The sequence below is a fragment of the Janthinobacterium sp. 1_2014MBL_MicDiv genome (genome assembly GCF_001865675.1).
GTDB lineage: Bacteria > Pseudomonadota > Gammaproteobacteria > Burkholderiales > Burkholderiaceae_D > Janthinobacterium.
Genome location: NZ_CP011319.1, coordinates 4,089,961 through 4,103,943 on the forward strand (window position 1 = coordinate 4,089,961; position 13,983 = coordinate 4,103,943).

General features: G+C 63.7%; 10 protein-coding genes. 1 reads left to right on the plus strand and 9 read right to left on the minus strand.

Translation table 11 applies throughout. The features are described from left to right. Positions 1-83 precede the first annotated feature (83 nt). The 8 genes from YQ44_RS17665 to YQ44_RS17700 form a co-directional block, all read right to left on the minus strand. Complete coding sequence (locus YQ44_RS17665) at positions 84-2,135, minus strand: esterase-like activity of phytase family protein (protein ID WP_071324495.1); 2,052 nt, start codon at positions 2,133-2,135, stop codon at positions 84-86. A 72-nt stretch (positions 2,136-2,207) separates the two neighbouring features. Beyond that, entirely contained in the window at positions 2,208-3,137 is a 930-nt protein-coding gene (locus YQ44_RS17670; RefSeq protein WP_071324496.1) for a helix-turn-helix domain-containing protein, read from the minus strand. Between the two features lie 55 nt (positions 3,138-3,192). Next, positions 3,193-4,110, minus strand: coding sequence for a helix-turn-helix domain-containing protein (locus YQ44_RS17675; protein WP_071324497.1), 918 nt, complete (start codon positions 4,108-4,110; stop codon positions 3,193-3,195). Positions 4,111-4,125: 15 nt separating this feature from the next. Beyond that, a complete protein-coding gene (locus YQ44_RS17680) occupies positions 4,126-5,607 on the minus strand; it encodes a mannitol dehydrogenase family protein (protein WP_071324498.1) in 1,482 nt (493 codons plus the stop codon). After that, the gene (locus YQ44_RS17685) at positions 5,607-6,656 is read right to left on the minus strand and encodes an ABC transporter ATP-binding protein (protein WP_071324499.1); all 1,050 of its coding nucleotides are present in this window, start codon (positions 6,654-6,656) and stop codon (positions 5,607-5,609) included. The genes YQ44_RS17680 and YQ44_RS17685 overlap by 1 nt, the downstream gene beginning before the upstream one ends. A gap of 147 nt (positions 6,657-6,803) precedes the next feature. Next, positions 6,804-7,622: a carbohydrate ABC transporter permease gene (locus tag YQ44_RS17690; RefSeq protein ID WP_071324500.1), complete on the minus strand. Its 819-nt coding sequence runs from the start codon at positions 7,620-7,622 to the stop codon at positions 6,804-6,806. A 10-nt stretch (positions 7,623-7,632) separates the two neighbouring features. Next, complete coding sequence (locus tag YQ44_RS17695; RefSeq protein ID WP_071324501.1) at positions 7,633-8,493, minus strand: carbohydrate ABC transporter permease; 861 nt, start codon at positions 8,491-8,493, stop codon at positions 7,633-7,635. Between the two features lie 115 nt (positions 8,494-8,608). Then, entirely contained in the window at positions 8,609-9,919 is a 1,311-nt protein-coding gene (locus YQ44_RS17700; RefSeq protein WP_071324502.1) for an ABC transporter substrate-binding protein, read from the minus strand. A 308-nt stretch (positions 9,920-10,227) separates the two neighbouring features. Between YQ44_RS17700 and YQ44_RS17705 the strand changes: the two genes are divergently transcribed. Continuing rightward, on the plus strand, positions 10,228-11,508 hold the full coding sequence (locus YQ44_RS17705) for a maltoporin (RefSeq protein WP_071324503.1): 1,281 nt from the start codon (positions 10,228-10,230) through the stop codon (positions 11,506-11,508). 80 nt (positions 11,509-11,588) lie between these two features. Here YQ44_RS17705 and YQ44_RS17710 read toward each other — a convergent pair whose 3' ends face one another. Continuing rightward, on the minus strand, positions 11,589-13,973 hold the full coding sequence (locus YQ44_RS17710) for a chitinase C-terminal domain-containing protein (RefSeq protein ID WP_083411922.1): 2,385 nt from the start codon (positions 13,971-13,973) through the stop codon (positions 11,589-11,591). Between the last annotated feature and the right edge of the window lie 10 nt (positions 13,974-13,983).

Consider the following 13,983-nt stretch of genomic DNA (forward strand, 5'->3'; position numbering starts at 1 on the left):
CATCCCAGCACCGCGCGGCTTTTTTCATGCGTAGGTCGGATTAGCGGCGCGCGCGCCGCGTGATCCGACACATCCACCATCGTTCAATACGCAGTGAGCGCCTTGGCGAACTTCACGATCCACAGCCGGCTTGGGCGTTCGCGGTCGTCGCCGCGCGCCACGCGGATGGTGTTGGCCGCATTGCAGCCGGCCGCGCTGCTGGTGACGATGGTGCCGTTGGCATCGACCGTGCACTTGGTCACGTCCGCATCCGCCACTTCCACGCCGTTGGCGTCATACACCTTGGTTTTCAGGCCGAAGTCGTTGTCGTTGGCCAGCGCGATGGTGGAGTCGTCGACCAGGGTCAGGCCTTCGGCCTTTTCCGCCGCCCAGCCGATGGCGTTCAAGTCCAGCAACAGGGTTTTCTTCAGCGGCGTGACGGCCGCCCAGTCGGCGCCATTGACGGCCACGCCGCCCATGCTGCTCTTCTCGAGGTCCGAGCTGGCGGCATTGTAGGCGGCGGCCGAGATATCGGTGGCGCCCTTCAATTCGACCAGCATCAGCTTGTTGAATACCTTGCCCGACGGCGCGGCGCCCTGCTCGATGACGAGGAACTTGCCACCGCCCAGCGCCACCATGTCACCCAGCTTGGCGTTGCCCGTGCGGCCATCCTGGTAGTCGGCCGCGTTAAGCGGATAGGCGAACATCTTGCCGCTGGTGCCCGCCACCGGGTCGAATTCGATCCAGCGCGTGAAGCGGGCGAAGCGCTCGACCTGCTCGGCCTTTTTCGTCACCGAGTACATGGCCGTGCCGTCCGTCAGGGGGCTTTGCAGGAAGGCGTACAGCTTGTCGTTGCTCGCGTCGAGCGTCATGCCTTCCATGCCGCGGTTGGCGCGGCGCTTGGCGAACAGCGCCGGCAAGCCCTTGCCCGGTTCATACTTGGCCTGGATCACGCCCGTGGCCGCGTCGATCTTGATGATGAAGGGGCCGTATTCGTCGGACACCCACAGCGCGTTACGCTTGGCGTCGACGACGATGGACTCCGAATCGAGGCCGCCCGCATTGAAGACAGCCTTGCCGCTCGCATCGAACTTCATCGCATCCATGACGGGAATCTCGGCCGAATTGCCGACCGCGCCCACGGGCACGGGCAAGCCCGAGCTGTTGACGCTGGCCGATACCTTGATCGGCGTTGACGAGGCCAGGACGGCGCCGTTCTTGCCTACCGTGATCACGCCAAACGATGGCGTGAAGCTGGGCGAGGGGAAGATCTTGCTGCCGATGGTGCCCTTGCCCGATGGATCGGGCACCAGCGGGCCATCGCCGTTCGGGCCGCGGTCCGTCAAGCCATAGAATTCCAGGTCGCCGTTTGCATTCTTGCCCTTGTAGGCCAGGCCCGAGCCATACGATGGCAGGAAACCGTTCGGGAATTCGCCCTTGATCTTCGCGTTCGCGCCTTCGTACGGCACGTAGAATTTGTCGGCCGCCTGGATCTGGTAGCGCGTCACCGTCACTTTCACTTCGCCGACGGGATTGGCCTGCGTCAGCGCTTCGTTGACGGGAGCGCCCACCTTCGAGGCCAGCGTATCTTCGAAATGCTCGCGCACGAGGGCGCGGCGTTCCGCATCGACGCCGCGGGCGGCGAATTTCGCGCCCAGGCCGGCCAGGTGCCCGGCCAGCGCCGTGTTGAAGACGGCCGGCGCGGCGGCAAAGTCCAGCGTCTTGCCGGCCAGCGCCGCCTTCACTTCGGCCGTGAGCTTGATGCCGTTCGACGGATCGCTGTCCTCGTCGAGCAATTGCAGCGCCATCAGGCGGTTGACGACCTTGTCGTCCGCCACATTCGTGCTGGCGGCCAGCGCCAGCGGCGTGACGACGGCGCCGCACGGCGCCGAGCCGAGGGCCAGGCCGCCCACGCTGAACGCCACCGTGTCACCAGGATTGCAGGTGAATTCGCCCTTGGCGTTGGTGCTGGCCTTGGCCGCGCTGCCCGCCACGTAATCGAGGCCTTCCACCGCGCCGTCGAGGAACACGCCCGTCTGCGCCACCGGCTTGGCCGGTTCATTGTGGCTGTCGCTGCCGCCGCAGGCGGCCAGGGTCAGGCTGGCGGCCAAGGCCAGCAGGGTCAGTTTCGGGGTCGACGTTACAGCAGTGTTCATGCATTCCTCGGCTAGGGTGGGGATTCAAGCCGTGGAGAGTAACTGGGCAAAATGACAAGCCGATGACAGCCTTCAGGAGGCCTGTGGCGCATCCGCCACGGGTCCGCCGATGCCGCCGAAGCGGCCATCGGCCTGGCGCCGGAATTGCTTGGGCGTGACGCCCTTCACCTGCAGGAAGCGGCGGTTGAAATTGGCCACGTTCTGGAAGCCCACGTCGTAGCAGACGTTCGACACGTACTGGTCGGTATCCATCAGCAGCTGGCACGCCTTGTTGATGCGCAAACGGCTGACGAAATCCGTGAAGCTGTTGCCCGTCGCCTTGCGGAAGAAGCGCGAGAATTTACTCAGCGACATGCCCACCTGCTCGGCGAGCATTTCCGCCGAAATCGGTTCGCGGTAGTTGTCCGTGATGTAGTTGAGCACCGAATTGACCTTGGCCAGGGTGGCGTCGTCATCGTACGAGCGCAGGGAAGCGCTCGACAGCAACCGGTAGTTGGCCGTGCGCGCCAGTGTGCTCATCAATTGCACGAATTCCGCGAAGCGCTCGGCGCCGTGCGTGGCGCGGATGCGCGCCAGATGGCGCTGCGCCTCCTGGCCCATGCCGAAAAACTCCACGCCATAGCTGGAACGCTCGAGCAGCGGCAGCAGCTCGCGCAGTTCGGGGATGACGCGCGCGGCGCCGGCCAGCGGCGCGTGGGCAAACTGCACGATCATGTCGCGCAGGGCCACGCCGCCTTCCGGCACGACGTTCGAGATCCAGTTATGCGGCAAGCGGGGGCCCGTCAGCACCAAGTGGCCGGGCGAGAATTCGCCGATATAGTCGCCCACGAACAGGCGTCCGCTGGTGGCGACGATCAGGTGCAGCTCGTACTCCTCGTGGCAGTGCCAGCGCACGCGCGAACTGGGATAGCCGTGTTCCAGGTAGTTGATGATGCCGTCGTAGCTTTCGCGCTCCAGCTCGGGCGCCTTGCGCTCGCCGTCCTTCTGCCATTGGTGTTCCATGCTCGTCTCTCTCGGGCTGTCCCCGCCCGTGCCATCCAATGTACCTCAAAAAGCCTCACTCGCCAAAACGGCCCAGCGCCTGCTGGCGGAATTCCTTCGGCGTCATGCCCTTCAACTCCAGGAAGCGCCGGTTGAAGTTGGCCACATTGTTGAAGCCCGCCTCGTAGCAGATGTTGCTGACGTAGCGCTCCGTCTCCATCAGCAGCTGGCACGCCTTGTTGATGCGCAGGCGGTTGACGAAGTCCGTGAAGCTGTTGCCGGTGGCGCTGCGAAAAAAGCGCGAAAACGTCCGCTCGGGCATGTCCACCTGCTCGGCCAGCTGTTTCAGCGAGAACTGGCTGCTGTAATTGTGCACGATGAAATTGATGGCGGAACTGATGCGCGCCAGCGCCACGTCGTCGTCGCTCGACTGCATCGGCACCGTCGACAGCAGCTGGTAGTCGCTGGTCTGCGCCAGCTCGCCCAGCAGGGTCAGGAATTCGATGAAGCGCGGCAGGCCGCTCGTGTCGCGGATGCGCTGGAAGCGCCGCAGCGACTGCTCGCTGGCGCCGAAGAACTCCACGCCGTGCAGGGCGCGCTGCAGCAGCGGAAAGATACCCTTCAGTTCGGGGATGGCGGCCGCCATCGAGGCCAGCGGCGGATGGCCGAACTGGATCACCATGTCGCGCAGGGCCACGCCCTCGGGCGGCGTGTCGAGCGAGACCCAGTTGTGCGGTACGCGCGGCCCCGTCAGCACCAGGTGGCCAGGCGTGAACTGGCCGATGTAGTCGCCGACGAAGACCTTGCCGCTCGATTCGACGATCAGGTGCAGCTCGTACTCGTCATGGTAATGCCAGCGCACCAGCGAATTCGGAAAGCCGTGCTCGAGGTAGCGGATGAAGCCGAAACTGCCTTTCGGCTCGAAGCCGGGCGTGGCGTCGCGCTGCTGCTCCAGCTCCATCTGCGGCTGCGGATACTCGGCCTTGCGTGCCATGGCGCGCCCTCCCCCTCAGTTGACGGCCTGTTCCAGCGCGGCGCGCGCGCCCAGCCCGTACAGGCTGGCCAGCGACTGCCCCACCGCCTGCGTGAACGCGGGCGTGTCGCTCAAGTCGCCGAACAGCTCGCGCAGCGACAGCAGCGCCGCGGCATCCGCGCCGCCCTGCAGCGCCAGCGCGCGCAGGCGCGCCGCATACGGATCGTTCAGGGGCATGTCGCGCCCCTGCTCGTCGCGGCCTTCCAGGTAGCGGAACCAGCATGCCACCGTGAAGGCCAGCAGCTTGATGGCGCCGCCCTTGGCCAGCGCCTCGCGCACGGAGGGCAGCACGAATTTCGGGATGCGCGCCGAGCCTTCCGTGCCGATGCGCGCCAGCTGGTCGCGCACGGCCGGATTCGAGAAGCGCTCGACCAGCGTATTTTTGTACTGCGCCAGGTCGACGCCCTCCACCGCGTCGAGCAGGGGCGTGACTTCCTCGTCCATCATGCGCCGCACGAGCGCGCGGATGCCAGGGTCGGCCATCGCTTCATGCGCATACGTGTGGCCCAGCTGCATGCCAATGTAGCACAGGGCCTGGTGGCTGGCATTGAGCAGGCGCAGCTTCATCTTTTCATACGGCAGCACATCGTGCGTCATCTGCGCGCCCACCCGTTCCCAGGCCGGACGGCCGTGCGGGAAGTCATCCTCGATGACCCACTGGCGGAACGGCTCGCACACGACGGGCCAGGCATCGACGATGCCAAACGTGTCGCGCACGAGCGCCCGGTGTTCATCCGTGGTGGCCGGCGTGATGCGGTCGACCATGCTGTTGGGGAAGCTGCAATGCGTGGCCAGCCAGCGCGCCAGCTCCAGGTCGCGCAGGGCGACAAAGGCCAGCAGCATCTTGCGCGTCACGTCGCCATTGTTTTGCAGGTTATCGCAGGACATGATGGTAAACGGCGGCAAGCCGCGCGCATGGCGCAGGGCCAGGGCGGCGGCCAGGTAGCCGAACGAGCAGCGCGGCGCCTGCGGGTGCGCCAGCTCGTAGACGATGTCGGCATGCGCCGCGTCAAACTCGCCCGTGCCCTGGTTGACGTAGTAGCCGCCTTCCGTGATGGTCAGCGAGACGATGCGCGTGCCCGCATCGGCCAGCTTTTCCAGCACGGCCTGCGGGTCGTCCGGCGCATACAGGTACTCGCCCACGCAGCCGATGACCCGCGCCGTATCGCCGGCCGCGCTGCGCTCGACCACCGTATACAAGCCGTCCTGCGACTGCATGGCGTCGCGCATGGCCGCATCGCCCGCCAGCAGGCCCACGCCGCAATAGCCCCATTGCGCCTGGCCTGGTACGGGCAGGGCCAGCAAGTCATCGAGGTAGACGGCCTGGTGGGCGCGGTAAAAGCCGCCCACGCCGATATGCACGATGCTGGGCACGAGCGTCTCGCGCGCATACGCGGGCACGGCGACGCCGGCCGGCAGCCGCGCCAGGTGCGCCTGTTTCAATGCGATGGCAGCCATTACAGCGCTCCTTTCGCCGCCGCATAGGTCTTGCCGGCGCGGTCGAAATAATGGACGTAGCCCGGCTCGAACGTCAGGTGCGTCTGCTGGCCCGGCTGCAGGCTGCTGCGCTCGGCGCCGCGCGACACCAGCTGCACATTGTTCGGCAGGCGCACATAGGTCAGCGTTTCCACGCCCAGCGATTCGACCAGGTCGACGGTGACGGGCACGCTGCCCGGCTGCGCCGCGCCCAGGTGCACGTGCTCGGGGCGGATGCCGACAAAGCCGTCGGCCTGCGCCGCGCTGCCCGCCTGCGCCAGCAGCTGCGGCGCGGCGTCGGCCGGCATCACGTTCATGCTGGGTGTGCCGATGAATTGCGCGACGAAGCGGTTGGCGGGACGGTCGTACAGTTCCAGCGGCGAGCCATGCTGCTCGATCTGGCCGTCGCGCAGCACCACCACCCTGTCGGCCAGGGTCATGGCCTCGACCTGGTCGTGCGTGACGTAGATGGTGGTGGCGCCCAGTTCGCGGTGCAGCTTGGCGATCTCGATGCGCGTCTGCACGCGCAGGGCAGCGTCCAGGTTCGACAGCGGCTCGTCGAACAGGAACACTTTCGGGTCGCGCACGATGGCGCGGCCGATGGCCACCCTCTGGCGCTGGCCGCCCGACAGCTCCTTCGGCGTGCGCTCCAGGTAGCGCCCCAGGTCGAGGATGGCGGCCGCCTTGTCGACTTTTTCGCGGATGATGGCCGCATCGACGCCGGCCAGCTTCAAGGCGAACGACATGTTCTGGAACACCGTCATGTGCGGGTACAGCGCATACGACTGGAACACCATCGCCAGGTCGCGCTTGGACGACGGCAGGGCCGTGATGTCGCGCCCGTCGAGCGCCAGCTTGCCGCCGTCGATCGGTTCCAGGCCCGCGATCAGGCGCAGCAATGTTGATTTTCCACAACCGGACGGTCCCACGAAGACGACGAACTCGCCCTGCCGGATTTCCAGGTCGATGCCCTTGATGGCGCGGTGTTCGCCAAAGAATTTTTCGATATTGCTCAGTTGAAGGTAAGCCATGATTTGTCTCAATTCTGATTTGTTTCGATGCTTTCAGAAACCGTGGCGAGCGGTTCACGTTCGGCTTGCGTCGCAGAGCCGTGCGGATGCACAGTGAGCAACGGAGAGCCGAACTCGGGCCGCGCAGCAGGTTTATGAAGGCATCATTTATTTGACGGCGCCGAAGGTCATCCCCTGCACCAGTTGTTTCTGGCAAAACCAGCCCAGCGCCATGATCGGGGCGATGGCCATCAGCGAGGCGGCCGACAATTTGGCCCAGAACAAGCCTTCCGGACTGGAGTAGGAAGCGATGAGCCAGGCCAGCGTGCCCGCGTTGGAAGCGCCCAGGTTCAGCGACCAGAACGATTCATTCCACGACCACACCATGCAGACGAGGGCCGTGGAGGCGATGCCGCCCACGGACAGGGGCAGCACGACGTGACGGAATTCGTCCCAGACGGTGGCGCCATCCATGCGCGACGCCTCCAGAATTTCGCGCGGCAGCTCCTTCATGCTCGTGTACAGCAGCCAGATCATGATGGGCAGGTTCATCAGCATGAACATGATGGTCAGGCCGATGCGCGTGTCGAGCAGGCCGAAGTACTGATAGCAGATATAGATGGGCATCAGGGCGCCCACGCCGGGCATGTAGCGCGAGCTGAGCATGAATTTCAGCAAGCCGATGGTGCCGCCCGTGGGGAAGAAGGCCATCGAATACGCGGCCGGAATGGCGATCAGCAAGCCGATGGCCGTCGACACCACGCTGGTAAACAGCGAGTTCCATGCGTAGCCGAAGTAATTGTCGCGCGCCAGCACTTCGCGGAAGCTGTCGAGCGTGGGCGTGAAGAACAGCAGCGGCGGCGTGGAAATGGCTTGCCCTTCCGTCTTGAAGGCCATCAGGCCCAGCCAGAAGATGGGAAAGAACAGCAGCAGCGCGAACAGCCAGGCGGCGGCCGTGCGGCCATACAGATTGAGTTTGCTATGCATCAAGGTCTCCTTATTTCGACAGGTTCTTGCCGATGACGCGCATCAGGAAGAAGGCGGCGATGTTGGCGATGAGCACGGCGAACAGCGCACCGGCCGAAGCCGCTCCGACGTCATAGGACAGCAGTGCCTGCTGGTAAATCATGAAGGTGATGGTGGTCGTGTCGAAGCCTGGACCGCCGCCCGTGGTGGTAAAGATTTCCGCAAAGATCGACAGCAGGAAAATCATCTCGATCATCAGCACCACCGAGACGGCGCGGCCCAGGTGGGGAATGTAGAGGTAGCGCAACTGCTGCAGATAGGTGGCGCCATCCATGCGCGCCGCTTCCAGCTGTTCGCGGTCCATCGACTGCAGGGCCGTCATGAAGATCAGGCAGGCAAACGGCAGCCATTGCCACGAGACCATCATGATGATCGAGAACAAGGGATGGGACGACAGCCAGTCGACGGGCGTCAGGCCAAAAAAGATGCTGATCTGCGCGAACAGGCCGTAAATCGGGTTGAGCAGCATGTTCTTCCACATCAGGGCATTCACGGCCGGCATGACGAGGAAGGGAGAAATCAAGAGCACGCGCACGATGGCGCGCCCGGGAAACGCTTCGTTGATCAGCAAACCCAGCGCGGCACCGAGCACCACCGTGATCAGCATGACGGAAAACAGCAGGGTGAAAGTATTCTGCAACGCCGGCAGGAAAGAGGCATCGGTAAAGAAAAAATGGAAGTTGGCCAGGCCATGGAAGGGATGGCCGCTCGGATCAAGCATGGAATAGCGCACGAACGCGTAATACAGCGTGATCAGCAGCGGGATCACGGAAATGACGGAGACGGCGGCCACGGCCGGCGTCAGCAAAGTCCGGGGGATAATGCGTTTCATAATGTTCTCTTGGGACAGGTGAACCGATCACCCGCAAAGCTAAAGTACCGGGGTCGGACCCTCAGGGTCCGATCCCAGATTTATGCCGTTGGGGTACGCAAACTATGCAGCAGGCTTACTTGTAGTACCCACCCTTGCGCATCTCTCGCTCGGCCGTCTGCTGCGACAGTTCCAGCGCCTTCTCGACGCTGATCTTGCCCAGCAGTGCGGCCGCCATCTGCTGACCGGCCGCCACGCCGATCACCTGGAATTCGGGGATCGATGCGAATTGCACGCCCACGTATGGCGACGGCGGCAAAGTGCTTTGCACGGCGCGCGTGGTGGCCAGGGCCTTGCCTTCGGCGGCCGCGAATTTCGCCACCTTCTGGAACTCGGGGCTGGCGTAGGTGGACTTGCGCGTGCCCGTCGGCACGTTGGCCCAGCTGGTTTCCTTGGCAACCAGTTTCACGTAATCGGACGACGTGGCCCAGTTGATGAAGCGCTGCGCTTCATTCGGGTGCTTCGAGCTCGATGGAATGGCCAGCGACCAGATCCACAGCCAGTTGGCGCCCCGCTCCGTCACGCCCACGGGCGACTGGGCAAACGCGACCTTGTCGGCCACCTTGCTTTGCTTCGGATCCGTGATGAAGGAGGCGGCAATCGTCGCGTCGATCCAGATGCCGCACTTGCCCTGGTTGAACAGCGCGAGGTTTTCATTGAAGCTGTTGGCGGCCGCGCCCGGCGGACCGTACTTCTTCATCAGGTCGACGTACATGTTGACCGCGTCCTTCCACGGCTTGCTGGTGAATTGCGGTTTCCACTGCATGTCGAACAGCTGGCCGCCGTAGGAATTGGCCATGGTGGTGATCAGGGCCATGTTGTCGCCCCAGCCCGGCTTGCCGCGCAGGCAGATGCCGTACACGCCGTTGGCCGGATCGTGCAGCTTGGCCGCCACGTCGCGCAACTGGTTCCACGTCGGGCGGTCCTCGATGGTCACGCCCGCCTTTTTGACCAGGTCGCTGCGGTACATGATCATCGAGCTTTCGCCGTAGAACGGCGACGCGTACAGCTTGCCGTCGCCGGAGAGTCCCTCGCGGATGGCGGGCAGCAAGTCGTCGATATCGTACTTGGCATCCGGCTTGATGGGGATCAGCCAGTTTTTCTTGCCCCAGATGGGGGTTTCATACAGGCCGATGGTCATCACGTCGAACTGGCCGCCCTTGGTGGCGATGTCGGTGGTCATGCGCTGGCGCAAGACGCCCTCTTCCAGGGTCACCCACTTGAGCTTGATGTCGGGATTGGCTTGCTCGAAGAACTTGCTGAGCTTTTGCATCTCGATCATGTGGCCGTTGTTGACGGTGGCGATGACGAGGTCGGTTGCGGCAAGAGCGGATGCGCTGAGGCAAAAGGCGCCGGCGCACAGCGCGGCAATGGCGGTACGTTTCATTGTGTGTCTCCAGTGTTTTTGTCGTTGGCAATGCGTGAATACTTAGCACCACGACCACAATGTAGCACCGGAACTTGATACTTTCTGATACTCCAAAACCGCAATTCAATACTCTTTTGCAGCGCCGCTATGCGCGAGAGTATCGACATTGAGTAAAAACAACACTTTGAAAGAAAGTATCGCGACTTGTTCGTTTTGTATCAGGGTGGTTAAAAATGCGCTGCTAGACTTGGTTTTCGGCATTAGACCGTGCGCGGTGGCCGCCTTTTCAGGCGCACCGCTACCACCTACATCTTTCTGGAGACCGCATGAACCGCACCGCATTGAAAACCCTGCCCGCCCTGCTCCTGGCCCTCGCCGGCGCCGCCGCCATGGCCGACCCCATGTACCCATCCGACGCCGAAGGCTTCCACGGCTACCTGCGCGCCGGCGCCGGCAGCAATACCTCCGGCGACGGCGGTTCGCAAGGTTGCTTCGGCCTGGGCGGCAATACCATGAAATATCGTCTGGGCAATGAGTGCGACGCCTACACGGAATTCGGCTACACCAAGTCCGTCGCCAAGTCCGGCGGCGTGAACTACCTGGCCACCATCTGGGTCAACGCGTATGCGCCGAACTCGGACTTCGGCGACAACAAGCTGGGCATCGTCAAGGCCTACGTGGAAGCGCAGGGACTCGACTTCCTCAACGGCGGCACGGCCTGGGTCGGCAAGCGTTTCTACTACCGTCCTGACATCCACATGCTGGACTTGCAGTACATCAATATGAACGGCACGGGCGCCGGCCTCGACCGCATTCCAGTGGGCCCCGGCAAATTCTCGTACGCCTTCTTCAAGGACAACGACGTCAACGCCCGCGACAAGAACACGGGCGCCATTCTCGGCACCCGTTCGGCCGTGCGCCAGAACTTCATCTACGGCGACATTCCCGTCAACGTCAACGGCACGCTGGACCTGGCGGCCACCATCATCACGGCCGAAGGCAAGGACAACGACATCTACGGCCCGAAACATAACGGCTGGCAACTGTCGGCATTCCACCGTCAAGGCAAAGTCTTCGGCGGCGGCAACACCTTCGGCGTGCAATATGGCGTCGGCCCCGGCATCGGCGGCGACGGCAACGGCCAGATGGGCGCCTCGGGCAGCACTTCCTACGGTTCGGACCGCAAGCGCACGCGCATCTTCAATGACATGGCGATCCAGCCGATGGAAAACTTCGGCATGGAATTCGTCGCCCTGTGGCAAAAAGACGAGTCGAACGTCACCGGTTCCTCGACCTGGACCTCGATCGGCGTGCGTCCTGTGTACGCCTTCACCAACAACTTCAAGCTGGTGACGGAACTGGGCACGGACCGCGTGACGCAAGCGGGCGGCCTGCCGGCCAAGCGCCTGACCAAGCTGACCATCGCGCCGACGATCTCGGCCGGCCCTGGCCTGTGGTCGCGTCCCGAGCTGCGCGCCTTCGTGACCTACGGCAAATGGAACGATGCGGCCACCGCTTCGGTCAATGCGTCGAACAACGGCGGCCCGATCTACAACAACAATACCAGCGGCACCTCGTACGGTTTCCAAGTGGAAACCTGGTTTTAAGCCAGCTTAACTAACGCCAGAAACTAAAAAGGGCGGAACCGCGGTTCCGCCCTTGTCTGTTTACACTACCGTATCGCCCCTTACGGCAGCGCCACCGGCAGTTCCGGATACTCCTGCGTCAGCGCATACTTGGTGCCGCCCACGGTGACCGTGTAATTGGCCGGTCCCGAGATCGGCAACCGGTAGTTCAGGGTCAGCGCCACGGAGCCGCCCGGCGCCAGCGATTGCCAGGCGGGAATCGCGAAGCGGGCCCGGTTGTAGTTCTTCGTGAAGCCGCCGATATTGTTCGGCCCCGTGTAGCCGGCATTGATCACCGTCAAGCCGAAGCCGGACTGGTCGCTCATGTCCGACGGCGCCGACACGGGATAGTCGAACTCCACCACGGTGCCGCCCGGCAGGGTCGTGGCCGTATTGTTCTTCACCGTCATGACCGGATTGATGGGGAAGTTGCTGTCGCCCAGCTTCCAGCTGCCCAGGGTGATGCTGACGTTGGCGGCCGTGCCCGGCATGGCGATCTCGGCGCGCTTGTTGCCATACACGCCAGCCGTGCGGAAGGCCTGGTACAGCACGTCCGTCAGGGTGGTGCCCATGAAGTACTCGCCCTTGCCGCCGTTGCGCGTGGCATCCCAGGCATAGTCGCCCGCCATTTCCCAGATCATCACGCCGCCGATATTGTTGTTGACGATGTACTGGGCCTTGGCCGCGATCGACTGCGTGGTTTCCGTGGAAATGAACACTTTCTTGGTCGCATTCCACAGCCACGGCGCCACCATGGTGCTGCTGTAGTACGGCACATAGCTGCCCACCAGCGCCTTGTCGGTGACCTTATAGGCATCGAGGTAGCTCGGGACTATGCCGTTCTGCAAGTTCAGCGCGTGCCAGATGGGGTTGCCGCCGCCGGGCGTTGGTTTGCCCTGCGAGTCGAGGTCGAACCAGACGTTGTCGATGCCGGTGGCGCCCGTGCCGCACGTCTTGGTGCCGGCGCAGGTGACGGTGGAACTGATCAGCGGCGTCGTGCCCCACAGGCCGTTGGTGCCGCCCGTGACATCCTTCCAGCCCCGCGTGTAGAACGGCACGCCGATATTGATGCGTCCGGCCTGCATGGCGCCCCGGTAGTAGCGGTAGGCCCAGTCCGTGTTCAGGTAGCCGATGTTCTGGAACTGGTAGGCGTTACCGGCACGCAATTCGCCATCGTTGCCGTCGTCAAACAGCGCCGCGTTCGGTCCCACGTACTGGTTCCACGCGCCGTGCAAGTCATACGACATCAGGCTCGCGTAATCGAGGTATTTCAACCCCGACATGTTTTCCTCGCCGCGCAAGACCCAGCCCGAGGCGGAACCGGCGATGGTGAGCAGGTAATACTTGTTGTCCTGCACGGCCGCTTCATCGAGCTTCTGGCGCAGCACTTTCAACAGCACGTTGTAGCTCGTCATCAGGCCGGCCAGGCGCGGCTTCGAGACGGCGAAGTCGTTCGGATTGCCCGCTTCATTGTTGGTGGTCGGATGTTCGTAATCGACATCGACGCCATCGAAGAAGTTGTACTGGCGCACGAACGCCACCATGGAATCGGCCAGGGTGTTGATGCCGGCCGTGTTCACGCTGCCGTCCGCATTCGTCGTCGCCGTGTAGAAGCCGCCGCTACCGGCCCAGCCGCCCACGGAAATCATCAATTTCACGCCCGGATACTTCTTCTTGTATTGCGACAGCAAGTTGAAGTGGCCCTTGTACGGCAGCGAGGGGTCCATGGCCGCCGCCGGCACGTTCGGCCAGGACAGGCCCGTATCCGGGTTGGCCGCGCCGCTGCCGATGGCGATCTTCGAGGTGGCCGGATCGACGGTGGCAAACGCATAGTTCAAGTGGGTGATCTTGTCCCACGGCAGGTTATTCACCAGGTACGTGGGGCTGCCATCGACGCCCGTGCGCCAGCTGGCGAAATAGCCGACGATGCGCCGGTTCAAGCCATTGCTCAGTACTTCGCGGCCATTCGCGTCGTACACCTTGCAATACGGCACATTCGGCACGGGCGAGATCAGGCCGTCCGGACGGCAAGCCGTGGGGGTTGGCGTTGGCGTTGGCGTTGGCGTTGGCGTCGGCGTCGGTGTCGGTGTCGGGGTCGGGGTCGGCGTCGGGGTCGGCGTTGGCGTTGGCGTTGGCGTTGGTGTCGGGGTCGGCGTCGGCGTCGGCGTCGGCGTCGGGGTTGGTGTCGGCGTATCGATCACTGCCCACGGGCCCCACTGGTCGGCGGCGCTGGGGACATTACCCTGCGTCCACCACTTGGCCTTGTAGTTGACACCCTGGTACACCACGCACTGGCCGCCCGTGTAGACGGTGGCGGCATCCCAGACGGCGCACGCCTCGACGGCGGCCAGCAGGGTGTTCGGCGTGGCAGTCGTGCCTTCCTGGCCGCCGCCGCAAGCGACGAGCACGCCGCTGAGCAAGGCCATCAATAATGCATTCGATTTCATGTGGTATCGG

Excerpts from the sequence above, each read along its gene's own strand:
- YQ44_RS17665 (WP_071324495.1), bottom strand. The coding sequence starts at position 2,135 with ATGAACACTGCTGTAACGTCGACCCCGAAACTGACCCTGCTGGCCTTG.
- YQ44_RS17670 (WP_071324496.1), bottom strand. The coding sequence starts at position 3,137 with ATGGAACACCAATGGCAGAAGGACGGCGAGCGCAAGGCGCCCGAGCTG.
- YQ44_RS17675 (WP_071324497.1), bottom strand. The coding sequence starts at position 4,110 with ATGGCACGCAAGGCCGAGTATCCGCAGCCGCAGATGGAGCTGGAGCAG.
- YQ44_RS17680 (WP_071324498.1), bottom strand. The coding sequence starts at position 5,607 with ATGGCTGCCATCGCATTGAAACAGGCGCACCTGGCGCGGCTGCCGGCC.
- YQ44_RS17685 (WP_071324499.1), bottom strand. The coding sequence starts at position 6,656 with ATGGCTTACCTTCAACTGAGCAATATCGAAAAATTCTTTGGCGAACAC.
- YQ44_RS17690 (WP_071324500.1), bottom strand. The coding sequence starts at position 7,622 with ATGCATAGCAAACTCAATCTGTATGGCCGCACGGCCGCCGCCTGGCTG.
- YQ44_RS17695 (WP_071324501.1), bottom strand. The coding sequence starts at position 8,493 with ATGAAACGCATTATCCCCCGGACTTTGCTGACGCCGGCCGTGGCCGCC.
- YQ44_RS17700 (WP_071324502.1), bottom strand. The coding sequence starts at position 9,919 with ATGAAACGTACCGCCATTGCCGCGCTGTGCGCCGGCGCCTTTTGCCTC.
- YQ44_RS17705 (WP_071324503.1), top strand. The coding sequence starts at position 10,228 with ATGAACCGCACCGCATTGAAAACCCTGCCCGCCCTGCTCCTGGCCCTC.
- YQ44_RS17710 (WP_083411922.1), bottom strand. The coding sequence starts at position 13,973 with ATGAAATCGAATGCATTATTGATGGCCTTGCTCAGCGGCGTGCTCGTC.